The 22,406-nt window shown below is 71.3% G+C and carries 25 protein-coding genes; 7 read left to right on the top strand and 18 right to left on the bottom strand.

The window, feature by feature from the left end; genetic code table 11:
* Positions 1–7: 7 nt before the first annotated feature.
* The gene (locus QMG73_RS31235; RefSeq protein WP_281901652.1) at positions 8–1,339 is read right to left on the bottom strand and encodes an ABC transporter substrate-binding protein; all 1,332 of its coding nucleotides are present in this window, start codon (positions 1,337–1,339) and stop codon (positions 8–10) included.
* A gap of 208 nt (positions 1,340–1,547) precedes the next feature.
* On the opposite strand from QMG73_RS31235, the gene QMG73_RS31230 reads away from it, so the two are divergent.
* Positions 1,548–2,906: a serine hydrolase domain-containing protein gene (locus QMG73_RS31230; RefSeq protein ID WP_281901650.1), complete on the top strand. Its 1,359-nt coding sequence runs from the start codon at positions 1,548–1,550 to the stop codon at positions 2,904–2,906.
* Positions 2,907–2,959: 53 nt separating this feature from the next.
* On the opposite strand, the gene QMG73_RS31225 is transcribed toward QMG73_RS31230, so the two are convergent.
* The 3 genes from QMG73_RS31225 to QMG73_RS31215 form a co-directional block, all read right to left on the bottom strand.
* Positions 2,960–3,391, bottom strand: a complete 432-nt coding sequence (locus QMG73_RS31225) for a nitroreductase family deazaflavin-dependent oxidoreductase (protein ID WP_281901647.1) — start codon at positions 3,389–3,391, stop codon at positions 2,960–2,962.
* A 234-nt stretch (positions 3,392–3,625) separates the two neighbouring features.
* On the bottom strand, positions 3,626–4,024 hold the full coding sequence (locus tag QMG73_RS31220; protein ID WP_281901645.1) for a hypothetical protein: 399 nt from the start codon (positions 4,022–4,024) through the stop codon (positions 3,626–3,628).
* Complete coding sequence (locus tag QMG73_RS31215) at positions 4,021–4,416, bottom strand: hypothetical protein (RefSeq protein ID WP_281901644.1); 396 nt, start codon at positions 4,414–4,416, stop codon at positions 4,021–4,023. The genes QMG73_RS31220 and QMG73_RS31215 overlap by 4 nt, the downstream gene beginning before the upstream one ends.
* A gap of 148 nt (positions 4,417–4,564) precedes the next feature.
* Between QMG73_RS31215 and QMG73_RS31210 the strand changes: the two genes are divergently transcribed.
* Entirely contained in the window at positions 4,565–5,746 is a 1,182-nt protein-coding gene (locus QMG73_RS31210) for an FG-GAP repeat domain-containing protein (RefSeq protein ID WP_281901642.1), read from the top strand.
* A gap of 64 nt (positions 5,747–5,810) precedes the next feature.
* On the opposite strand, the gene QMG73_RS31205 is transcribed toward QMG73_RS31210, so the two are convergent.
* Positions 5,811–6,686: an NmrA/HSCARG family protein gene (locus QMG73_RS31205; RefSeq protein WP_281901640.1), complete on the bottom strand. Its 876-nt coding sequence runs from the start codon at positions 6,684–6,686 to the stop codon at positions 5,811–5,813.
* Positions 6,687–6,770: 84 nt separating this feature from the next.
* On the opposite strand from QMG73_RS31205, the gene soxR reads away from it, so the two are divergent.
* Complete coding sequence (gene soxR, locus QMG73_RS31200) at positions 6,771–7,235, top strand: redox-sensitive transcriptional activator SoxR (RefSeq protein ID WP_281901638.1); 465 nt, start codon at positions 6,771–6,773, stop codon at positions 7,233–7,235.
* A 3-nt stretch (positions 7,236–7,238) separates the two neighbouring features.
* Here soxR and QMG73_RS31195 read toward each other — a convergent pair whose 3' ends face one another.
* Both QMG73_RS31195 and QMG73_RS31190 read right to left on the bottom strand, forming a co-directional pair.
* Positions 7,239–7,523 (bottom strand): DUF6582 domain-containing protein, encoded by a 285-nt coding sequence (locus QMG73_RS31195; protein ID WP_281901636.1) that lies wholly within the window; start codon positions 7,521–7,523, stop codon positions 7,239–7,241.
* A 28-nt stretch (positions 7,524–7,551) separates the two neighbouring features.
* Positions 7,552–7,755 (bottom strand): hypothetical protein, encoded by a 204-nt coding sequence (locus tag QMG73_RS31190; protein WP_281901635.1) that lies wholly within the window; start codon positions 7,753–7,755, stop codon positions 7,552–7,554.
* 171 nt (positions 7,756–7,926) lie between these two features.
* Here QMG73_RS31190 and QMG73_RS31185 point away from each other — a divergent pair, with 171 nt between their 5' ends.
* The 3 genes from QMG73_RS31185 (at position 7,927) to QMG73_RS31175 (ending at position 11,985) form a co-directional block, all read left to right on the top strand.
* Positions 7,927–10,086: a carbohydrate-binding domain-containing protein gene (locus tag QMG73_RS31185; RefSeq protein WP_281901633.1), complete on the top strand. Its 2,160-nt coding sequence runs from the start codon at positions 7,927–7,929 to the stop codon at positions 10,084–10,086.
* Positions 10,087–10,151: 65 nt separating this feature from the next.
* A complete protein-coding gene (locus QMG73_RS31180; RefSeq protein ID WP_281901632.1) occupies positions 10,152–11,147 on the top strand; it encodes a 2-dehydropantoate 2-reductase in 996 nt (331 codons plus the stop codon).
* A gap of 85 nt (positions 11,148–11,232) precedes the next feature.
* Complete coding sequence (locus QMG73_RS31175) at positions 11,233–11,985, top strand: ATP-binding protein (RefSeq protein WP_281901630.1); 753 nt, start codon at positions 11,233–11,235, stop codon at positions 11,983–11,985.
* A 48-nt stretch (positions 11,986–12,033) separates the two neighbouring features.
* Here QMG73_RS31175 and QMG73_RS31170 read toward each other — a convergent pair whose 3' ends face one another.
* Genes QMG73_RS31170 through QMG73_RS31160 form a run of 3 tightly spaced genes read right to left on the bottom strand, consistent with a single transcriptional unit; the run spans position 12,034 to position 13,696 of the window.
* Positions 12,034–12,651, bottom strand: coding sequence for a DUF3618 domain-containing protein (locus QMG73_RS31170; protein ID WP_281901628.1), 618 nt, complete (start codon positions 12,649–12,651; stop codon positions 12,034–12,036).
* Positions 12,648–13,076 carry a phage holin family protein gene (locus tag QMG73_RS31165; protein ID WP_281901626.1) on the bottom strand — a complete coding sequence of 143 codons (429 nt, stop codon included), beginning with the start codon at positions 13,074–13,076 and terminating at the stop codon, positions 12,648–12,650. Before QMG73_RS31165 ends, QMG73_RS31170 begins: the two co-directional genes overlap by 4 nt.
* On the bottom strand, positions 13,073–13,696 hold the full coding sequence (locus QMG73_RS31160; RefSeq protein WP_281901625.1) for a hypothetical protein: 624 nt from the start codon (positions 13,694–13,696) through the stop codon (positions 13,073–13,075). The genes QMG73_RS31165 and QMG73_RS31160 overlap by 4 nt, the downstream gene beginning before the upstream one ends.
* 139 nt (positions 13,697–13,835) lie before the next feature.
* Here QMG73_RS31160 and QMG73_RS31155 point away from each other — a divergent pair, with 139 nt between their 5' ends.
* Positions 13,836–14,516, top strand: coding sequence for a phosphodiesterase (locus tag QMG73_RS31155; protein WP_281901624.1), 681 nt, complete (start codon positions 13,836–13,838; stop codon positions 14,514–14,516).
* Here the strand turns inward: QMG73_RS31155 and QMG73_RS31150 are convergent.
* From QMG73_RS31150 to QMG73_RS31115, 8 genes are all read right to left on the bottom strand, one after another.
* On the bottom strand, positions 14,506–15,150 hold the full coding sequence (locus QMG73_RS31150) for a response regulator transcription factor (protein WP_281901623.1): 645 nt from the start codon (positions 15,148–15,150) through the stop codon (positions 14,506–14,508). The genes QMG73_RS31155 and QMG73_RS31150 overlap by 11 nt on opposite strands.
* Positions 15,138–16,358 carry a sensor histidine kinase gene (locus QMG73_RS31145; protein WP_281901622.1) on the bottom strand — a complete coding sequence of 407 codons (1,221 nt, stop codon included), beginning with the start codon at positions 16,356–16,358 and terminating at the stop codon, positions 15,138–15,140. The genes QMG73_RS31150 and QMG73_RS31145 overlap by 13 nt, the downstream gene beginning before the upstream one ends.
* 23 nt (positions 16,359–16,381) lie before the next feature.
* Positions 16,382–18,883, bottom strand: coding sequence for an ABC transporter permease (locus QMG73_RS31140; protein WP_281901621.1), 2,502 nt, complete (start codon positions 18,881–18,883; stop codon positions 16,382–16,384).
* A complete protein-coding gene (locus tag QMG73_RS31135) occupies positions 18,880–19,641 on the bottom strand; it encodes an ABC transporter ATP-binding protein (protein ID WP_281901620.1) in 762 nt (253 codons plus the stop codon). Before QMG73_RS31135 ends, QMG73_RS31140 begins: the two co-directional genes overlap by 4 nt.
* A 108-nt stretch (positions 19,642–19,749) precedes the next feature.
* Positions 19,750–20,211, bottom strand: coding sequence for a hypothetical protein (locus QMG73_RS31130; RefSeq protein WP_281901618.1), 462 nt, complete (start codon positions 20,209–20,211; stop codon positions 19,750–19,752).
* Positions 20,212–20,295: 84 nt separating this feature from the next.
* Positions 20,296–20,991 carry a class I SAM-dependent methyltransferase gene (locus tag QMG73_RS31125; RefSeq protein WP_281901616.1) on the bottom strand — a complete coding sequence of 232 codons (696 nt, stop codon included), beginning with the start codon at positions 20,989–20,991 and terminating at the stop codon, positions 20,296–20,298.
* Between the two features lie 74 nt (positions 20,992–21,065).
* Positions 21,066–21,551, bottom strand: a complete 486-nt coding sequence (locus QMG73_RS31120) for a GNAT family N-acetyltransferase (protein WP_281901614.1) — start codon at positions 21,549–21,551, stop codon at positions 21,066–21,068.
* A 62-nt stretch (positions 21,552–21,613) separates the two neighbouring features.
* The coding region (locus tag QMG73_RS31115; protein WP_281901613.1) for an HNH endonuclease signature motif containing protein at positions 21,614–22,406 on the bottom strand (793 nt) is incomplete at its 5' end.

Below are 22,406 nucleotides of genomic sequence, written 5' to 3'. Positions count from 1 at the left end.
GGCTTCCCTACCAGCCCGGCAGCTTGGCCAGCTTGGCGGCCTGCTCGAAGACCTTCTGCGACTTCTCCGCCGCGCCCTCGGGAGTCTCCGATCCGCTCAGGATGCCGGTGACGTAGTTCGGGAACTCGACGTTGAACCCGGACAGGTTGCTGTTGAAAGCGTAGGCGGTGCTGGTCTCGTACGCGTCGTTGAACTCCTTGGCCAGGCCGGAGTAGCCACCCTTCGGAGGCTGGGCGCCCTCGAGGAGCGGGAAGGTACCCGACTCGTCGACGTACGTCTGGTAGCCCTCCCCGGTCGCGTACTGGATGAAGGCCAGCGCGGTGCTCTCCCGATCGCCGTTGCCGGTCTTCGGGACGTACCAGGTGCCGGCGACGTTCGGGGCCCAGATCGACACCGCGCCGGTGGCTGACGGGTAGGCGAAGCCGATGTGTTGCGCCGTCTTCGCGCGATCGCCCCCGAACTGGTCGGCGATCATGTCGGCGAGCCCGGTCGGCAGGGCGACCATCGCCGCCTGGCCCTTGGCCAGCGCGGGGAGCGCGTCCTCGAACTTCGCGGTCGTCGCGTCCTTGTTGAAGCAGCCGGTGTCCTTGAACTTCTTGTACTGGTTGAGGCCGGCGACGAACGGGCCGCCGGGGGCGTTGAACGTCGTCTTCTTGTCGGTGACCTGCTGGGCCCAGTTCTCGCTCTGCTGGGCGGAACCCATGTACATCAGGCCGGAGAGGATCTGCACCGGCCAGGCCGAGCCGCCGCTCTCCCAGATCGGGATGGCGTTGGGATCCTTCTGCCGCAGCGTCGCACAGACCTGTTCGAGGTCGGCGAAGGTCTGCGGGATGTTCAGTCCGTTCCGGGTGAACACGTCCTTGTTGTAGAAGATCCCGAACAGGGACGGGGTATCGGTGATCGCCGCGTAGACCTTGCCGTTGTGCGAGCCGGCGTCCTTGTAGATGTCGCCCGCGCGGCTGGCGAAGGGCATCTTGGACAGGTCGTAGAGGTTCTGCTCGGGGTTGAGCGCCCAGAACAGCGACGTCGCGTGGTACTCCAGGACGTCGGGGCGCTCGCCGCTGGCCCAGCGGGTCTGCACTCCCGACTCGAAGTTGTCGGTGGGCATCTCGACGATGTTCATCTTGACGCCATACTTGTCACCGAAGCGCTTGTAGACGGCTTTCACGGCTTCCAGCTCGACGGCGTTGACCCAGACGGTCAACTCCTTGGCCTGCACCTTCGCCGTCCCGTCGGCGACGGCGGTGCCCCCGCCGCCGCCCGAATTGGGGTTGGAACACGCGCCCAGGGTCAAGACCGTGGCGGACACCAGCCCGATGATCGCGATCCTTCTTCTCACGTGGACTCCTTGGAACGTTTCATTTGACTACCATTGCGATGTGTAACGTTTTCCAGATTGTTTCGGCTGACCCTAGAAGTTCACCGTCTGCTCGTCAAGGGATCACGATCGTTACCAGCGAGGAAGCAGCCGCGACATGCGGGTAACGTTGCCCAAACCGTACAGATGGATCGTCCACCCCTCCGCGAGCCGTGGCACGATCGTCGCCGTGTCCTTCTCGCGTCGCAGGTTCATCGGCACCGGGCTGACCGCCGCGGCGGCCGCCGGCCTCGCCGGCTGTGCGGGCCGGTCGTCCACGGTGTGGGCGGACGGCCAGGCGTCGCCCGGACCGCCGGGCTCCGGTGCCGGCGCCGCCGGGACCAAGCCGAGGCCCACCGCGACCCAGACGCCGTCGCCGGCCGCGCCGAAGCCGCGCGCGGTGGCCTCCTACGAGGCCAAGCTCTCGGCGGAGCTGCGCCGCTTCCTCAAGCCCACAGCCGAGAACCCGAACCACCCCACCTACGCCGGCGCGGTCGCGCTCGTCATGATCAACGGCCGGGTCGACAGCCACATCGCGGTCGGGCACGCGCTGCGATACGGCGCCGGGCCGGTCGAGCTGGCGGAGGCGAAACGGGTACCCATGTACCGGGACTCGATCTTCGACCTTGCCTCGCTCACCAAGGTGTACGCCTCGATCCTGGTCCTCCAGCAGGTCGAGAAGGGCAGGCTGGACCTGGCCGCACCGGTCGCCCGATACCTGCCAGAGTTCACCGGCACGGGCAAAGACAAGGTCACCGTCCGGATGCTGCTCACACACACCAGCGGCCTGCCGGTCGGCGCCAGCGTCGCCGGCCTGCCCGACCTGGCCGCCAAGCGTAAAGCCGTGCTCGCCACCCCGCTGACCAGCGGGGCCACGCCGGGTGACACGTTCCGGTACTCCAGCGTCGGCCTGATGGTCGCGGCCATGCTGGTCGAGAAGGTCACCGGCAGGTCCCTCGACCAGGCGCTCAAGGACGGCGTCACCGGCCCGCTCGGCCTGCGCGACACCGGCTTCAAGCCACTGGGCTGGCTCAGCGCCCACGACCAGGCCCAACGCCTGGTCGCCACCGACGCGCGCTCATCCCGGGGACTGCTGCGCGGCGTCGTACACGACGACGTCGCCAACCAGATGGGCGGCGTCGCCGGCAGCGCGGGCATCTTCGCGACCGCCAAGGACGTCGCCGCCGTCGGCCAGGCCCTGCTCGCGGGCGGCGTCTACAACGGCAAGCGAATCCTGGCCGCGGCCACCGTCGAGCGGATGCTCACCAACTACAACCAGGGCCTGCCCGCCATCGACCCCGACCGCCCCGGCCGCCCGTCCGACCACGGCCTCGGCGTCACGCTGCGCCAACCGTGGTTCATGGGCCGGCTCTCCACCGCGGCCACCTTCGGCCACACCGGCTTCGCGGGCACCTCACTGCTGGTCGAGCCGCGCCGCAAGCTCGTGCTCGTACTGCTGACCAACCGCGCCCACCCGAACTGGACCTGGGCCAACCCCGACCCCATGCGCGCCGCGATCGCCAACGTCATCGCCGCCGCCATCCCGTAGCGTTCTGGCTCAGGGGCTCTCGCCCGGCCAGGCCAGCCCCATGAAGGTCGACATCACGCGGACCGGGTGAGCACCACGACCGGGATTTCGCGCTCCGCCTTCTTCCGGTACTGCTCGTAGGTGGGGAAGATGCCCGCCATCAGGTCCCACAGCTCGGCGCGCTCGCCGCCCGTCGCCGTGCGCGCGGTCGCGTCGAACACGTCGTCCTTGACCTGGACCGTCACGCGCGGATCGGCGACCAGATTCCGGTACCACAACGGGTGCCCGACCGAGCCACCGTTGGAGGCGACGAGGACGAAGTCGTCACCCCTGGTCCCGTAATAGAGCGCGGTGCGGCGCAGCTTGCCGGACCGGCGGCCCCTCGTGGTCAGCAACAGCGCGTCGACGCCGTGGAAATGGTGACCGGACTTGCCATCAGTGTCTACATAGGAGCCGATGTGCCGCGCGACCCAGCCGACCGGACTGTCGACAACTTCCTCCGCCATGCCCCGAAATCTACGGCAGGGGCTTAGCAACCAGCGGGGTGGGGTAAGGCGGTGACAACCGGATGTTTGGAGGGTGTGGAGATGTCTGCCTTGGTACAGCGGATAAAGAATTTCCTGCGCAGCCCGCGCGGGCAGCAGTTGGTGGAGCGTGGCCGGCAAGAGATCGCCAAGCCGTCTAACCAGCGCAGGCTGCGGGAGTTCAAGGCCCGTATGGGCAAACGCCGGTAACGCGCCTCAGGCGACGCCGATCGGCGAGTACCGGTGGTCGGTGGTTTCGCCGTTGCGCGACGCCCACAGGTGGATACGCACGGTCTCGCCTTCCGGCAGCGAGTAGTTGCAGTCCGTGACGCCGTCCGCCCCGCCGGTGCTCTGGTCGTCGAAGCAGACGGTGGAGTGGTCGACCCAGTGCTTGGTCGGATCGTGCCAGGTCTGCAGTTGGGCACGCGTACCCCAGTGGTCCGCGTAGTAATCCTCGACGAGCAGGTGCTCGCCGTACTGCCGGAAGTTGGCGGCACCGTACTTACCGTCCACATCGGTGGACTGGCCCGCGTGCGCGGTACCACTGGCGGCCAGCGTCGCCGTCACGCCGGCGGCCATCGCGACGGCGACGCGCCCCACCCGCCGGGCGCTCATGCGACACCCACGCCGCTGTACCGGTGTGCCTTGGTCGCGCCGTTCCGCGAGGCCCAAGCGTGGATGCGCACCTCGGTGCCCTCGGCGACCTCCAGGTTGCATTCGACGCGCCCGTCGACGCCGCCGGTGGTTTGGTTGTCGAAGCAGACCTCGCCGTGGTCGCGCCAGGTGCCGGTGGGGTGGTGCCAGACCTGGAGCTGCGCGCGCGACGCCCAGCCGTCGCCGTACCAGTCGAAGACGTTCAGATAGTCGCCATAGTGGTTGAACGTCATGGCGCCGTACGGCGTGTCAACACCGACGCTCACTCCGGCCTGGGCCGGTGCACCGGTGAGAAACACGGCGGCGAGCGTCGACGCGGCGGCCGCGGCGGCGATGCGTGAACTTTTCGACATGTTCGGGCACCCTGCCAGGAAACGCCATCGTCCGACCATCGTCCGACCATTCCCTACACATCAACCGATTGTGATCGAGCCCTAGCGGTGCGTGCCGACTGTCCACTAGAGTCACTCGCGTCGATCTTCTGGACGGCGAGGAGCGGTCATGGGAAATCGGTGGTGGCGCCGTGCGCGCCGGCTGGTGTCGATCGGGCTCGCCGCGATGCTCGGCACGCTCGGCGCGGTGATGGCCGCCGGCCCGGCCGCGGCCGACCTGAAAAGAGACTTCAACGGCGACGGGCGAGGCGACCTGCTCGCATTGTTCGACTACGGCAACGGCTCCACCGGGTTGTGGGTGTTTCCCGGCGCGCCGAACCAATCCAACGGCCAGCCCGGCCAGATCGGAAACTACATGGCGTGGGAGACGCCGCCGGGCAGCTACTGGATCGGTGTGACGAAGAACGTCGCCGGCGACTTCAACGGCGACGGGCGCACCGACATCATGAGCCTGTACGACTACGGCAACGGCGAGGCGGGGCTGTTCATCATCCCCGGCACGGGCGGCTCAGGTCCAAACGCGACGGACGCCTACCGGGTGTGGTGGAGCCCGCCGGGCAACTTCTGGCCAAGCGTGGTGAAGCTGGCCGCGGGCGACGTCAACGGCGACGGCAAAGACGACCTGCTCGCCATGTACAACTACCCCGACAACTCCATGGGGATATTCGTGTTCCCGGGCACCGCGAGTGTCGGCGACGGTTCGAGCAACCCGTACATGACCTGGCATTCGGTTCCCCACTGGTATCCACTGTCCGAAGTGGAGTTCACTGCGGGCGACATCAACGGCGACGGCCGCGACGACCTCGTCGGCCTGTGGGACTATCCCAACAGCACCGCCATCCTGTGGGTCTGGGCCAGCGGCGCGTCCGGACCCGACGACGAGTACCAGATCTACTTCGACTGGAACTGGGAGCCGAATGTCGGCCAGCGCGCCCAGCTGACCACCCTGAACTGGAACTACGACGGCAAGGACGACATCGCCGTGGTCAGCAACGGCAAAATCAGGATGTTCAACGGCACCGACCAGCGGCAGACCGGCTACTCCAACCCGCACGTGCTGCCACTCGCGAACGGTTCCGACGTCGTGCTGGCCCGGTCGGTCATCACCTCCGCCGAGATCGACGACACCCCTGGGGGCGAACTCGTCGGCATGTTCGACAACCTCAACGGCGGCACGACGATGTGGGTCCTGAGCGGCTCACCGAACAACCTCTTCGAGTGGACACCGACACAGGTCTGGTACGCGCCCCCGGGCCACTTCCCGATGAACCGCACCAAGGTCGCCCGCTAGGGCCTGCGTCGATCACCCCGGACACCTCGCCCGTGTCCGGGGTGAACAGCGGGGGTCTCATGGGCTACGGGGTGCGTAGGACGAGTTCCCAGTCGACCGTGCGGGCCCAGTCGGCGTAGCTGTGCCACGCCACATCCGGGTACGTGGCGTGCAGGGCGGCAGCGTCGAGGAAGTCGGTCGTGTCCTCGAAGAGCTGGAACATGTCGGCGATCTCGTCACCCGCCCACTGGCGGACCTGGTCCAACGGCAGTCGCTGGTACGGGATCTCGCGGCCGAGCACGTCGCTGAGGATCGCGGCGGCCTGCTCGCCGGTGACCCGGTCGGAGACCACGTCTACGCGTTCGCCGACGAACCGGTCCGGGCACTCGATCGCGTGGACCGCGAGACCGGCGATGTCCCGCACGGTCACCTGGTCCAGCGGCTTGCCGGCGGACAGCGGGTTGGCGAGGACGCCGTCGGTGAGGCGGCTGAACCCGACGTTGAGGACGTTCTCCATGAAGTACACGGGTCCGAGGACGGTCGCGCGGACCTGCTGGCCCCGCAGGTACGCCTCGACGAGCTGCTTGCTGTCGGCGTGGTCGATGTCGGTCTCCACCAGCCGGTCGGCGCCACGCACCGAGGAGTACACCAGATGCGCGTCGGCACGCAGCGCGACGTCGACGAGCAGCCGGCCCTGCGCGACCTCCTCGTCCTTGCCGCCCGATCCGAACGGTACGGACAGGCCGAAGATCGCGTCGACGCCTCTGACGGCGCTCGCGAGCGCCTCCGGGTCGGCCAGGTCGCCGGTGACGAGCCGCGCCCCGGCCGCGGACAGGCCCTGGGCGGCGGGCGACTCGGGCGAGCGCACGTAGGCGGTGACGTCGTGGCCGTGCTTGAGCAGCAGCTCGGCGACCGCGCCGCCCTGCTTGCCGGTGGCGCCGATGACGAGAACGGTGGTCACAGGTGAGGCTCCTTGATCGCGCTTCGTGGACGGCGCGATTCTCTGGCCTCAACCTCTGTTGAGGTCAAGCGCTAGGGTCGACGGATGCCGAGGCCCCGCACCACCTTTCACGAGCTCACCGTCGGGCAGGTCGCCGACCGCAGCGGCGTCGCGATCTCCGCGCTGCACTTCTACGAGCGCCAGGGCCTGATCCGCAGCACCCGGACGGCGAGCAACCAGCGCCGGTACAGCCGCGACACGTTGCGCCGGGTCGCGTTCATCCGGGCGTCGCAGAACGTCGGCATCTCGCTGGCCGTGATCCGGGAGGCCCTCGACCAGCTGCCCAGCGAACGCACCCCGACCCGCGAGGACTGGGCCCGCCTTTCCATGGCGTGGCGCACCGAGCTCGACGCGCGCATCGCCCAGTTGCAGGCGCTGCGAAACGACCTCACCGACTGCATCGGGTGCGGCTGCCTGTCGATGCGCGTGTGCCACCTGACCAACCCGCGCGACGTACTCGGCCGCGAGGGCCCGGGCGCGCGCCGCCTACCACCCGCGCGCCCGGCCTAGGATCTAGGATTTGGACTTCTTCGGCGCGGTCGGCTTGCCCAGTTCCTGCCAGCGCGTCGCCGACATCTCCACGCCGAACTTGTCCGCCGCCCGCCGGATCCGGCGGAACGCCTCGCGCCGTTCCTCGTCCGTGACGTCCTGGACCTGGTCGAAGCGGGCGATCGCGTTGCGCACGTGGGAGGCGTCGTTGAGCGGTTCCTTGCGCTCGCGCGGGAACGCGTAGGCGCTGTCGGGCATCGCGTCGCGCTCGGCCGCGTCCAGCTCGTTCGATGTTCGCTTTGCAGCCATGACACCGAACTACCCCGCCGGCACGAAGCTATGCCTCCTCGTCGTCGCTCTTACCGGGTACCGCGTCCGAGAGGGCCGAGGTCAGATCGTCGCCGGGCACCGCGATCCGTTCGGCCCGCCCCGCGTCGGGGTTCTCGGGCTGGGCCTCGGGCATGGTAGCGCCGCCCGCGAAGCCTTCCTCGTTCGGCTCGTTGGCCAGTTCCTCGTCGTCCCGCTGATGCGAATCGGACATCTCGGTCGCCTCCTCGCAGTGCTCCAGCCTTCGCTGGGCTCACCGGTACGCGTACCCCGACGAAGTCGACCAAAAACTCCCAGCCTCTTTTGAGGTTCGTCAATGTACTCTCCATTCGTATTCATGAATGTCTCGCCGGCCGGAGCGCCACGACCCAGGACAGGACGGACCATGCGACGTACCCGGAAGCTCGCCATCCCTGTCGCCGCCGCGGCGATATCGGTCACCGCGTGGATGGGCGCGGTCACCGGCGCCGCGGCCGAGACGGACGATGTCGGGGTACTGGCCGCGGGTGACGCGGCGGCCGCGGCGATCGCGGCCAACGCGCCGGACCACGACGATCCGGCCGACCACTCGTGGAGCTCCGCCGACGTCGCGGCCATCACCCTCAACGGTTCCAGCGCCACCAGCGGGAGCCCGGACGTCTCGGTCAGTGGCGGCGTCGTGACGATCACCGGGGCGGGGACGTACCAGCTGACCGGCTCGCTCACCAACGGCCAGATCGTGGTCGACACCGCCGAGTCCGGGATCGTGCGGCTGCTGCTGAACGGCGTCACCATCGCCAACTCGACCAGTTCCGCCATCAACGTGGTCGACGCCGGCGAGGTCATGGTGGTGCTGAACGCGGGCACCACCAACCGGCTCTCGGACGCCTCGCAGTACGTCTATCCGGACCCGTCCGTCGACGAGCCCAACGCCGCGCTGTTCAGCGCGGCGGACCTGACCATCGCCGGCACCGGCTCGCTCACCGTGACCGGCAACGCGTACGACGGCATCGCCAGCAAGGACGGCCTGGTCATCGCCGCCGGCACGATCACCGTCAACGCGGTCGACGAGGGCATCCGCGGCAAGGATTACCTGATCGTCAACGGCGGCACCCTGAGCGTCACCACCCGGACCGGCGACGGGCTGAAGTCCGATGAGGACGGTGACGCGACGCTCGGGTACGTGCTCGTCGCGGGCGGCACGACCACCGTCACCGCGGCCGGCGACGGCGTACACGGCGAGACCGACGTGATCACCACCGGCGGCACGCTCTCCGTGCGGGCCGGCGGCGGGCGCACCACTCCCCTGCCCGCGGACGCGTCGGCCAAAGGGCTCAAGGCAGGCGTCCTCATCGTGACCGGCGGCGGACAGGTCACAGTGGACGCCGCCGACGACGCCGTCAACTCCGACGTCGCGGTCGCCATCGACGGTGGCACGCTCAACCTCGCCACGGCCGACGACGCGGTACACGGTGAGACCACTGTGGACGTCACCGCCGGCACGGTCAACGTGACCAACTCGTACGAGGGGCTGGAGGCGCTCAAGCTCACCATCTCCGGCGGCGCCGTCAACGTCACCTCCACCGACGACGGGCTCAACTCGGCCGAAGAGGGCATCAACGAGTTCGCCGTGGCGCCCAACGCGTTCATCCGGATCACCGGTGGTTCGGTCAGCACCAGCGGCGGCACCGACGCCATCGACACCAACGGGACGCTGAGCATCTCGGGCGGTACCGTCGTCGCGCACGGCTCGGACACCCGCGCCGGCGGCGAAGGCGGCCTGGACTCCAACGGCCCGATCACCTTCAGCGGCGGCACCACGTTCTCCACCGGCCTGACCGCGGTCACCGGGGCGATCGCCAACACCTCGCCGCAGCGCTGGATCACGTACCGGTTCGCCGCCCGCCAGGCGGCCGGCACCATCGTGCAGGTGGCCTCCGGCAGCACCGTGATCGCCGCGTACCGGGCCACGAAGGCGTTCCAGCAGATCGCGCTCTCCTCCAACCAGGTCATCGGCGGGCGCAGCTACGACATCTACACCGGCGGCAGCGTGTCCGGTACCCCGGTCGGCAGCCTGTACCCGAGCGGAAGCCTCACCGGCGCGACGCGCGCGGGTTCCGCGACCGCCAGCGGCACCACCGTCACCACCCCACCGACCAGCCCGCCCACGACGGCCGTACCGACGACCCCCGGCCCGGCGCCGACCACCGTCGCACCCACCACGCCGGGCACCTCCCCGGGTACGGCCGCCTGCCGGGTCACGTACACCATCACCAGCCAGTGGTCGGGCGGCTTCCAGGGCGACGTCACGATCGCCAACACCGGCACCAGCGCCGTCAACGGCTGGGCGCTGCGCTGGAGCTTCGCCAACGGGCAGCAGATCAACCAGGCGTGGAACGCCACCTACGCCCAGTCCGGCACCCAGGTGACCGCCACCAACGCCGGGTGGAACGGCACCATCGCACCCAACGGCACCGCCAGCTTCGGGTTCACCGGGAGTTGGACCGGTACCAACGCCAAGCCGACCGCCTTCACGCTCAACAACGCGACCTGCGCGGTGGCCTGAAACCTGGCTCCGTGGGCCGTCCGGCGCGAGCCGGACGGCCCACGGGTGGACTACCATCTGCGCCAATGGTGATCTGTATCTACGGCGCCGGAAGCATCGGCTGCTACGTCGGCGGCCGGCTCGCCGCCACCGGCAGCGAGGTGATCTTCATCGGCCGCGAGCGGCTGGCCCGGCAGATCGCCGGGCACGGCCTCACCCTCACCGACTGGCGCGGCGCCGCGCTGCGCGTGCCGGCGCCGCGATACGAAACGGCGCCGTCCGCGGTGGCGGAGGCGGATCTGGTACTGGTCACCGTGAAGTCCGCAGCCACCGCACAGGCCGGCGACGAGCTGGCGAGCCGCCTGAAGCCCGGCGCGGTCGTCATCAGCTTCCAAAATGGACTGCACAACGCCGACCTGTTGCGCGAGCGGCTGCCGGGCGCCACCGTACTGGCCGGAATGGTCGCCTTCAACGTGGTCAACCAGGGCGACGGCAGGCTCCACGGCGGCACCGAGGGCGGGCTGGAGGCGCAGCGGCACCCATCGCTGGCCGGATACGCGGCGGCGTTCGAACGGGCCGGCCTGCCGCTGGTGCAACACGACGACATGGCCGGCGTGCAGGCGGCGAAGCTGCTGCTCAACCTCAACAACGCCATCAACGCCCTGTCCGGCGTACCGCTGAAGGCCGAGCTGTCACAGCGGGCGTACCGGCGCTGCCTGGCCATGGCGCAGCGAGAGGCGCTGCGGGCGTACGCCGCCGCCGGCCTCACCCCGGTCAAGCTCACGCCGCTGCCGCCGGGCTGGATACCGGCCCTGCTCAACACGCCCGACGCGCTGTTCGCCCGGGTGGCCGCCAAGCTGCTCGCCATCGACCCGCTGGCGCGCTCCTCCATGTGGGAAGACCTGGAGGCCGGCCGGACCACCGAGGTGGACTACCTCAACGGCGAGGTCGTGGCGCTGGCCCGCCGGCACGGCACCCGGGCACCGGCCAACGAGCGGCTGGTCGCCCTGATCCGCGACGCCGAGCGCGGTGGCCGGCGTGACTGGTCGGGCGAGGAACTGCTCACCGAGCTGAGTGGCTGAGCCGCCGGGTCTGCCTCCGGTACCGTCGAGACTGGGTCCCTGTCCCGGCGCGCGGCGAGGAGGGAATGACGCAGCGGTGTTGACCGTGACGACGGCACCGGATCTTGCCAACGGCTTGATCGTGGTGACACTGCGCGGTCTGCTCGCGCTGGACTCCGCGCCCGTTGTCCGCACCGCCCTGCTCAAGGCGTTGGCCGATGGCCCCGACGCGGTGCTGGTCGACGTCCGCGGGCTGAGCGTCGACCGCTCGTCCCGCCTCACGATCTTTCCGGCGGCGTTGCGCGTCGGCGGTGAGGCTCGCTCCGGCGGTGAGAGCACAGCGGTCCTGCTGCTGTTCGGCCCGTCGGCTGAGCTGGCCGCCCTCATGAACAGTCGGGTCCTCGGACCGGTCACCGTCTACGGCACCGCCGAGCAGGCCGTGGCGGCGGCGGCCTCGCACGCCACCACCGCCCGGCGCCGGCTGACCCTGGGCGCGGAGCAGACCGCACCGGCGCGGGCCCGTGCGCTCGTCGCGTCGGCGTGCCACGACTGGCAGGTCGATCATTTGCGCGGTCCGGCCACTCAGATCGTCTCGGAGCTCGTCGCCAACGCCGTGCGGCACGCGGGCACCGGCGAGATCCAGCTGGCCGTTTCGCTGCGCGGCGCCCACCTGTACCTGAGCGTGCGCGACCGCAGCACCCAGCCGCCGGTGCCGGCCTGGGCGGTACCGGAAGCGCTGGCCCACGGCGGCCGTGGACTCTTCCTGGTCGATCTGTACGCGACGGCGTGGGGCTGCAACACCGTCGTCGACGGCAAGACGGTCTGGGCCTCGCTGCGCGCCACGCCCGTGACCGCGTAGCCCCGCACTCGGGGGCGCCGGTTCTCAGCCGGTGCCCCCTCGGCCGTCCTATGAGCGGATCTGCTCGCGGGCGTTGCGGGTCTCCTGCTTGACGTCGTCGGCCGCGGTGCGGGTCTCGTCCTTGACGGTCTCGACCGCCTCCTCGGCGCTCGACCTGACCGCCTGGGTGGCTTCCTGTGCGGGCTCGCGCAGGTTGTCGCGCATCTCCTGGGCGACGCCGCCGACCTCCTGCTTGATCGTGTCGCTGTGCTCCTTGGCCGCCTCCTTCACTCGGCTGGCCGCCTCCTGCTCGCGCTGGGTGGCCGGCAGCAGGGACGAGACGAGCCAGCCGGCCGCGAACGCGATCAGGCCGGCCGCGATGGGGTTGCCCTCGGCCCGCTCCTTCAGCTGCCGTGGCGCTGCGGCCGCCGCGTCGCCCACAGTGGACGCCGCGGAACCCACAGTGGACGCCGCGGACGACACCCGGTCCGAGGCGGCGTCGCCGGCCTGCGAGGCGGTGCCCATGACCCTGTCGCTGACCCGGCGCACCGCGTGGCTGACGCGCCGCTTGCGCTCCTCCACCATGCGCCGAGGGCTGGCCTTGTACGCCAGCGCGTCGACGTCGTCGCTGAGGTTTTCCCGGGTACGGGCGATCTCCTGCCGGATCTGGTCCGGGTCTGTGCTCATCGGTAGCCTCCTGGATTTGGCTTGAGGGCGTCCGGAATCTGTTTGGCGGTTTCGGTCGTACGGGTCAGACCGCGCACGCGCCGCACCTGGGCGCGGGCCGCGGCGAAGAGGATCGCCGCCGCGACCGCCCATACGACGGCGACGATGAGGGCGGCCCAGCCCTCGTCCATGCCGTTCGCCAGCGCCCACCACAGGGCGACGGAGGCGAACAGCAGGACCATGTGGCCCGCGACCGCGGCCGCGCCGAACGCGCCCGCCGCCCGGCCCGCCTTGGCCGCCTCCTCGCGCAGCTCCGCCTTGGCGAGGTCCATCTCCTGGCGGACCAGGGTGGACAGGTCCTGGGCCACCTCACCGACGAGGTCGCCGAAGGAGCGCTGCGCCACGTCCGGGTGCGGTTCGTTTACATCGGAGGCCGCGGGACTCACCGCTGGCCTCCGTCGACCGGTACCGGCTCCGCCGTGGCGAGAGGCGGCGCGAGAGGTGACGCGAGAGGCGGCGCGGGAGGTGTGGCCGTGGCTCGGCTGTCCGAGGCCGCACTCTCGCCGGCGTCGGCCGCCAGCCCGCGGGTCAGCCGGCCCGCGACGACGCCGAGCAGCGCCGCGCCGGCCAGGAACGCACCCGGGTGCTGCCGTGCGTACCGCTTGACCTCGTCGACGACCGCACCGGGTTCGCGGTCTTCCAGCCACCCGGCGACCTGGTCGATCGTTCCCGACGCGCGGCGGGCCAACTCGGTGGCCGGACCTGATCCGCCGCCCTGGTCCGCCATGGTGCGCAGCTCGGCGCCGACCGAACGCAGCCCGCCCGCGGCGCGTCGCTGCTGCTCCCTGGCCTGGCCGTGCAGCTCGCCGCGGGCCGTGCCGTACAGCTCACGGGCGCGGTCGCCCGCCTCACCGGCTACCTGCTTGCCCTGCTCGGCCGCTGTCCGCAGCACCTGCCCGCCGCCTTCCGCGGCGGTGTGTCCGACGTTCGCGGCCTGTTCCTTCGCCACCTGTCCGGTCGACTCCTGGTCGCCCGAGGGTGAGCGAGACGTGGCGATATCCGTCATCTCATATGCCCCTAACCTGAAGCGTTGCTTGCTGGGCCGGGGTTCTACCCGCGTACGGTTCATCCATTCATGTCGACCATGCCGATTTCAGATACGACCGGCTCCGTTTCGCGGTAGCGGGAAAGGGCATCAGTCGGCTGTGTGGGAAGCAGCCCAGAGGGTCGCCGGCGCGGTGGCGGCCGCGCGTCACGCCCGGGCGCTGCACCCGCGCGGGCGCACCTTCGAGGCCACCGTGCGCACCCGCGGCGGCGGCCGGTACGGCGTCGAGCTGCTGGACCGGGCGGCCCAGTATCCGGCGCTGGTCCGGCTCTCGCGCGGGGCCGGACTGCCGGGTACGTGGCCGGACGTCCTCGGTGTCGCGGTGCGCGTACGCGGTGGCGGTGGCCCCGGAGCCGACCTGGACGTGCTGACCTCCACGACGGCGGGCGGCGCGCCACTGGCCCGGCACGTGCCGCTGCCCCGGCGCCGCCTCGCGTCGACGTACACCACCATCGCCGGGTACGGCACCAGGCACGGTCGCCGCTATCTGGCCGTACTGCCCGATCCGGCGGCCGACGACCTCGGCACCGACCTCGACGCGCTCACCGCGGCGGCCGCGCGTGGACGGGTGAGCTTCCTGTTCGCGGTCGCGGCGCCGGCGGGCCGCTGGCGGGTGTTCGGCCGGATCGTGGTCGGCCCGCCCGTCGCACCCGAGGTCGACCGGGTACTGGCCTTCGACCCGGTGCGTCACGGCGCGCCCGGGCTGCGCACCGACGGGCTGCTGTGGCGGCTACGCGCGGCCGCGTACCGGGGCAGCCGCGACGGCCGGCTCACTGGTTGAGGTAGGCCAGTACGGCGCGGACGCGGCGGTGCGCGTCGTCGTCGGGTGGCAGGTCGAGCTTGGCGAAGATGTTCGTGATGTGCTTCTCGACCGAGACCGGCGCGAGCACCAGCCCGGCACAGATCGCCGAGTTCGACATGCCCTGAGCCATGAGCCCCAGCACCTCCCGCTCGCGGGCGGTCAGGGCGCCGATCCCGGTTCGACGGCTGTTGCGGGTGAACAGCTGCGCGATCACCTCGGGATCCATGACGGTACCGCCGGCCGCTACCCGGTCGATGGCGTCGAGGAAGTCGTCCAGCGCGGTCACCCGGTCCTTGAGCAGGTAGCCGACGCCGCCTCGACCGTCGGCCAGCAACTCGACGGCGTAGACGCGCTCGACGTACTGCGACAGGATCAGCACCCGCGCGGTCGGATCGCTGGCGCGCAGGTGGAGCGCCGCACGCAGTCCCTCGTCGCGGAAACCGGGTGGCAACCGCACGTCCACGATGGACAGATCCGGGGCGTGCGCGGACACGGCGTCGATCAGCGCCGGCGCGGTGTCCACGGCGGCGACGACGGTGTGCCCGGTGTCGGTCAGCAGGCGCACGATGCCGTCGCGCAGCAGTAGCAGGTCTTCGGCGATCACGATGCGCATGGGAACTCCGCGTGCAGGACGGTCGGCCCGCCGGGCGGGCTGGTGACGCTCAGCGTCCCGTCGAGCGCCTCGACCCGCCGCCGCAGGCCGTCGAGGCCGGCGCCGGCCGGGTCGGCGCCGCCGCGCCCGTCGTCTGTCAGCGTCACCACGATCGACGCCGGCGTGCGAGCCAGCTCGACGAGGCATCCAGAGGCGAACGCGTGCTTGCCGGCGTTGGCGAGGCCCTCGGCGACCACGAAGTACGCCGCCGACTCCACGGCTGGCGGGTACCGCTCCCCCGGGTCGCCGCGCAGTTCCACGGTGAGCGGGCTGTCGGCGGCGAGCGCCGCGAGGGCGGCGTGCAGGCCGCGGTCGGTCAGGATCGGCGGGTGGATGCCGCGTACCAGCCGGCGCAGCTCGGCGAGCGCCTCGTCGAGCTGGCGGCGGGCCAGCTCCACGTCTGGCGCGGCGGCACCGCCGTTGCGCAGCTTGCGGGCGGCGAGCGCCAGTATCATCCCGGTCGCCACGAGCCGGGCCTGGGCGCCGTCGTGCAGGTCGCGCTCGATCCGGCGCAGCTCCGCCGCCTGGGCGTCGACCACGCGGGCCCGCGTCTGTGCCAGCCGGGCGGTCTCCTTCACCAGGCGCGCGTGCAGGCCGGGCGCCAGCAGCGCGCGGGCGGCGGCGGTCTGGAGGCGGGCCAGGGTACGCAGCAGCCAGACCGCGAGCGGCAGCAGCGCGAGCCCGATCACGGTGAGACCGAACCGGCCAGGCGTGGTGGTCATCAGCGGCTTCATCGGGAACGGGGCGTGCGGGTTCGGCACCGCCCAGGCCCAGGCCGGTGCCAGGATGGCGCCGGCATCGACGGCGGCGATCACGATACCGGCGACGCCTCCGGCGAGACCGATCGGAAACAGCACCACCAGCCACGCCAGGTCCCGCCAGGTGGCCGGCTGGCTGGCCACCGCGGCCACCCGGCGCCCCAACGTGTCGCCGGTGGCCGGCAGGTACGGCTCGGCGATCGGCTGGCCCAGTACCCAGCCGGCTCGCCACCGCTCGACGGTGGCGAGCCTGCGGGTGACCCAGGCGGCGCCGAGGAAGACCGGACCGCCGAGCTGGGTCACCGCGAGCAGCCCCACGGCCAGGGTCGCGGCGATGCTCCAGGCGAGACCGGCGGCACCAGCGGGTATGCCGGTGGCCAGGTATGCCAGGGCCCGCGCGGTCGTCTTCACCGGCACCACCATAACCAGCATGATCAGTGGTCGTCGGCGACGGCCGGCAGGTCACGGCGGCGCAGTACGGCCCGGATCGGCAGGGCGCCGGCGGCCATCCCGAGGGCCGCGATCCCGGCCAGCATCCCCCCGTACGTCACCGGGTCCACGATCAGCCGAAAGATCCCGTCCTGGGCGGTACTGAACGCGCCCACCACGACCGCCGTGACCGCCGCGCCGAGCACCAGGCCGACGGTGACCGTGATCGCCGCCTCGCGGGTGGCCATCCGGTGCACCTGACCGGCGGTCGCCCCCGCCAGCCGCAGGTCGGCGTACTCCCGGCGGCGGGACGAGGCGGCGATGGCGAACGTGTTCACCACCGCGATGGCGGCGAAGCCGAGCGAGATGACCACCATCAGCTCCCAGGCGCCCTGCTGGTTCTGCGCGTCGCCGGCCCGGGCCGCCGCCACCGCCGGCGTGACCCGCAGCGCGGGCCACCGCTGGTGGATGCCGGCGGCCACGTCACCGTCGTAGCGCAGCGCGACCGCCGCGACCAGGCCGCGCGGATCGTGCGCGGCGACCAGGTCGGCGGGGAGTGCCATCTCACCGAAGCCCCGGGCCCGCTGGTACACGGCGGCCAGGCGCAACGTCACCTGGTACCCGTCAGCCAGCCAGATCGGCACCTCGTCGCCGACCCGCCAGCCGTGCTGCTCGACCAGGTACGCGCTGGCCGCGAAGGTGCCCTCGCCGCCCAGCTGCCCGTCCCGGACGTCCAGGTCGATGGCGGCCTCCCGGCCGGCGGTGAAAAGTCCCTGCGACGGGTAGTCCTCGGGCTTGCCGCCCTGGGCGACGATCGCCCGGGTCGGCAACGTCGCGGCGGCCCCGGTGACACCGGGCAGCGCGGCGAGGTCGCCGGCCACGGACAGCGGCAGCCCACCGGGGCCCGTGACCTGGGCCGTCGCCGGGGCGCTGCGCGCGGCGTGCTCGTCGCCGGTGAGCTCGCCGAGCAGGGAGCTGTTGAGCAGCATGGTGGCGTTGATGGCGAACATCAGCACCAGCGGCACCGCCACCGCCGCGACCCGGCGGCTCTCCGCCCTGGCGACCGTGCCCGCCAGCCAGCCGGTCACTCCGCCCAGCGCGGCGACGCGTCCGACCACGGCGGTCAACCCGCGCGCCAGTACCGGGCCCAGGGCGGCCACCGCGCACAGCAGCAGCGCGGACGACACGAAGCTCATGCCCATGCCGAGCGGGCCGCCCAGCGGTACGAAAATCAGCACCGCGACCGCCCCGCCCGCGGTGACCAGGGCGGCCACCACGCGGACCAGCATGCCCCCGCGCGGCGCCGTGGCGGTCTCCGTCAGGGCCTGGGTCGGTGCGATGCGCACCGCCCGCCGGCCGGCGATCCGGGCCGCGACGAACGTGACGAGCACGCCGGCCACCGCCGCGCAGATCAGGACGGGGACGTTGAAGGCGACGGTGAACTGCGCCGGCACCGCGCCGAGCGCGCGGAACCGGGCGGCCACCAGCCCGGCCACCACGACCCCGACCGGCATCGCCGGCACGGCGGCGACGGCCGCGAGCACGACGCTCTCCAGACCCAGCAACCGGCGCAGCTGGCCGGGTGTCGCCCCCGCGGTACGCAGCAGCGCCAGGTCGCGCAGCCGCTGCCGTACGCCCAGCGCCACGGTACCGGTGAGGACGAAGACCGCCGCGAACGCGGTGATGCCGATGGTGAAGCCGAAGATGGAGATCGGTCCTATGTAGTCAGGCAGCGCTCCGGGCAGGTCGCCGCGCACCTTGTCCGCACCGGTGAACACCGGCGCGTCGCCGGCCACCGCTCGCAACGCGGCCAGATCCGTGGCTGGCTCGGCCAGTACAGCGATCGCCGTCGGACCGTCCAAACCGGACACCGCTGGAACCTGCCGGTCCGCCAGGAACAGTGCGCCCTGCGCGGCGAGCCCGTCGCGCCCGTCGGGCGCGGCGACGCCGGAGACGCGCACTGACCGTACCCCCGTCCTGGTCGTAATCTGGACCTGGTCCCCGACGGACAGGCCGCCGCGCGCGGCCAGGTCGGCGTCGATCACCATCTCCCCCGCCGCCGGCGGGCGGCCTTCCCGCAACGTGTACGGGGTGAGCGCGGCGGACGCCCACCCATGGCCGACCACGGGCGCGTCGTCCTCGCCGCGCACCGGAAACACCACCGGGAACGCGTAGTCGGCGACCGCGTCCACGACACCGGGCACCGCGGCGATCCGCCCGGCCAGGTCTGCCGGCAGCGTGCCGGCGCCGGTGAGCCGCTCGCTCTTCGTCTTGCTCTTTACCTTGTTCTTCTTCTTTTTCTTCGTGGTCGTCAGGGTCACCTCGCGGTCGCCGGAGACCACCGCCGCGGCGGCGGCAAACCGGTCTGCCGGCGGCTTGGCGGTCAGCACGGAGAACAGCAGCAGGCCGGCGCCGGCCAGCAGCGCCACCGCCAGGAAGGCCGCGAGGAAGGAACCCAGGTACGCGCCGCGGTGCCGGCGCAGCGTGCCGAGCGCGAGCCGCATCATCGGGCGCTCACCGCCGTCATCTGCGCCGCGACCTTCTCGGCCGTCGGGTCGGCGAGCTCGGTCACGATCCGCCCGTCGGCGAGGAACACCACGCGGTCCGCCCAGGCGGCCGCCGCCGGGTCGTGGGTCACCATGATGACCGCCGTGCCGCTGCGCTCACCACTTCGGCTCCCAAGGTCGCCGAAGCCGTCCACCGCATCGCGCAGCAGCGCCAGCACCTCACGCCCCGCCGAAATATCGAGCGCACCGGTGGGCTCGTCGGCGAAGATCACCTCTGGGCGACCCGCGAGCGCGCGGGCGAGCGCGACCCGCTGCCGTTGCCCGCCGGACAGCTGCCCTGGCCGGTCGTTCTCACGTCCGGCCAGGCCGACCCGCCGCATGACCTCGCGCGCCCAGTCGCGGTCCGGCCGCACGCCTGCCAGCCGTTGCGGCAGCAGCACGTTGTGCCACACCGACAGCGAGTCCATCAGGTTGTACGACTGGAAGACGAACCCGACCCGCCTGCGCCGCGCCTCGGTGAGCTTCGGCTCGCGCAGCCGGCTGATCTCCTGGCCCGCCAGCAGGACGCGGCCGCTGTCCGGCCGGTCCAGGCCCGCGGCGCAGTGCAGCAGCGTCGACTTGCCGGAACCGGAGGGTCCCATCACCGCGCAAAAGGTGCCGGTGGCGAACCCCACGGACACGCCATCGAGGGCCCGCACGCCGGCACCGCCCGCATAACTCTTCGTCACGTCGATGACCTCGACGACCGTTTCTGTCATGGTCATCAGCCTCATCGGCGGCGCCCGCCGAAAACACATGGCGAGCTTGGAACCTGACGGTAGGGCTATCCCTACCATCAGGTTCCGCTCAGGCGGCGCCCGCTCGGTTCAGCAGGGCCGGACGCTCCACACCGGGTTCCAGTCGACCTCGTAGACCCCGTTGCCGTTCGGCGCGTACGGCAGGATCAGACCGCCACCGGAGCCGTAGGTGCGCACCACGGCGCCACCGGTCTGGTTGTTCTTCATCCCGCCCAGGTCGTACCAGTACGACAGGCGGTACGAGCCGCACTGGAACAGGTCGAAGACCTTCCAACTGTTGACGTTGACGTCCCACACGGCCAGGCAGGCCCTGCCGGAGCGGCAGTCGTAGTCCGCGAAGCCGTACCGGCTGACGTACGTGACCCGCTCGGCGGCCGGCGAGATGCCCGGCGAAATAGCCGCGACGGCTGAACCCGCCACCGAAGCGGCCCGGTCGGCTTCGGCGGCCTGCGCTGGTGCGCCGGTCAGCCCAAGAACCAACATTGCCAGGGCGACGCCGACGGTGCCGACGATCGTCCGTCCGCTTCTCATTGCGCAAACCTCCACAGGGGACTCGGATCCGGATACCCCTGCGACGCTAGCGAGGCGTCCTTTCACAACCATTGCGCCAAGCTTTCACCGGGCCCGAGCACGGCGGGCGAGCAGGGTGGAATCCTGGATGTCGACCACCGCGCCATTGCGATTCACGGACCGCGGCCGCTGCTCGGCCACGAGCGGCTCGAAGTCGTCCGGCAGGCCGGGCAGCAGATCCTCGGCGGCGAACATCGCCCTCCGGTGGCTTTCCGCCATGTGAGTGAACACTTCGGACGGTGCGTGGCCGACGACGAGCAGATGGCCCCCGGGCGCGACGGCCTCGGCCAGCCGGCGCACCACCTCGACCATCCCGCCGTCCGGCGGGTGCAGGTAGTGGCTGGTGACCAGGTCATAGGACCGGCCCTCGGCCGTGAACGCCCGTGCGTCGACGCGCCACCAGTCGACGCGGTCGGCGACCCCGGCCTGCTCGGCGTGCCGGGCGGCGCGCGCCAGGCCGTTGGCGGAGAAATCGGCGCCGGTTACCGTCCAGCCCTGGCTTGCCAACCAGATCACGTCGCCGCCCTCACCGCAGCCGACGTCCAGCGCGGTACCCGGCGCCAGCCCGGCCGCCTCGGCGACCAGTTGCGGGTTGGGGTTCCCGCTCCAGATCTTCTCCTGCCCGCGATACCGCTCATCCCAGCCGGCCGGCTCGAACAGCGCCGCCGGGTCGTCCTCGGTGTGCTGGTGCCCCGCCGCGGTCTTCTCGGCGACCGCGCCTTTGGCCTCGTTGCTCTCCATGCCCACCAGCGTCCCGACCCGGCCGCCGGTTGACAAACATTGTTGCCACTTCAGCAACAGGCTGGCAGGCACGCCTACGAAGGCACCAGATCACCAAGCTGATCACGTAGGTAGACGTCGAAGACGGGAGCCGCTGCCGTCGGGCCGCCCTCCGTCTGCCCGATCTTCCGCCAGCCCCAGTGCTCGTAGATCGCCTTCGTGTCACCGGCCACCGGCTGAACCATCAGGGTCGCACGCTCCTCAGCGCGGCTACCAAGCAGACGATCATGCAACGCACGGCCGACTCCCCGACCGCGCAGCGAGTCGTGCACGGCGAAGTCAAAAAGCAGGAAAGTCCTACCCGGCCACTCCTCGACCACCTCCGGCGCAACCGGCGCGCTGAGCCGCGACCACCGTTTCGTGTCCGCCGCAAGCGCGAACCCGTAGGCGAATCCGACCAGTTGCTCGTCCACACGAGCAACCACGACACTCCCATACCCACGAGGGTAGCGGCGGCGGCGACCCGCACCGATCAAGCGGGACGCGGTGGGTGAGGCCGCGGGAGTGACAGTCTGAGCCACGACGGGCAGTCGCGGTAGCTCAAAGCAGGTAAGCCCGATTCTGAACCTGACCCCGAAGCGCTCTAGCCCTCTGGTCGTGGTTCGGGTGGGACGAGGTAGGTGTGGCCGAGGGCGGTGCGCCTTTGGAAGACGCCGGGTGCGATCTGGTGATACTCCCAATGGCCGTGGTGTTTGAGCCCGTGGTCATGGCGGCAGAGGGTGCCGAGGTTGCGCTCTTCGGTGGGTCCGCCGTGTGCCCAGTCGCGGATGTGGTCGATGTCGGCGCGGTGGGCGGGCACCCGGCAGCCGGGTGCTCGGCATGTCCGATCTCGTGCGCTGATGTAGTCCGCCAGGTCCGCCGTTGGTCTGCGGCGGGTGACGCCGGTGTAGAGGGTGTTGCCGTCGTGGACGGTGAATCGCCATCGGCCGCGTCGTTGCTGCTCGGCGACTTGTCGTGCGATGTCGGCGATGACCGGCCCCCACCCAGCCAACTCGCCGGGCAACTCGGTCAGCCCCATGAGCGTGGACAGCGGCACGGTGAGTTCGACGCCGCCGCGCACCGGCCCGGTGGTGGCGCGTGTCGGGCCGGCGGTGCCAGACGCCATGTCCCCGCAGGCCGTTGCGCCCGGCTCGGGCCGGCTGGCGGCCTCGGCCGCGCCGGGCGCATGGGCAGCCGGGGCCACGCCGGGCGCATAGGCGGCCTCGGCCGTGCCGGGCCACTCGGTCGTGCCGCGTGCCTGGCCGGTGCCGGCCTGCTCGGCCGTGCCGCGCGCGTGGCCGACGCCGGGCTGCCGGTTCGTGCCGTCGGCCTGGCTGGTGTCGAAGGGCGCGGCCATCGTCGGGGTCTTCGCCGCGTTGCAAGGCGCGGCGGACAAC

The sequence above is a fragment of the Phytohabitans aurantiacus genome (genome assembly GCF_027923225.1).
Lineage (GTDB): Bacteria > Actinomycetota > Actinomycetes > Mycobacteriales > Micromonosporaceae > Phytohabitans > Phytohabitans aurantiacus.
The sequence above is the reverse complement of the archived record's forward strand: the minus strand, read 5'-3'. Positions and strand labels throughout refer to the sequence as shown.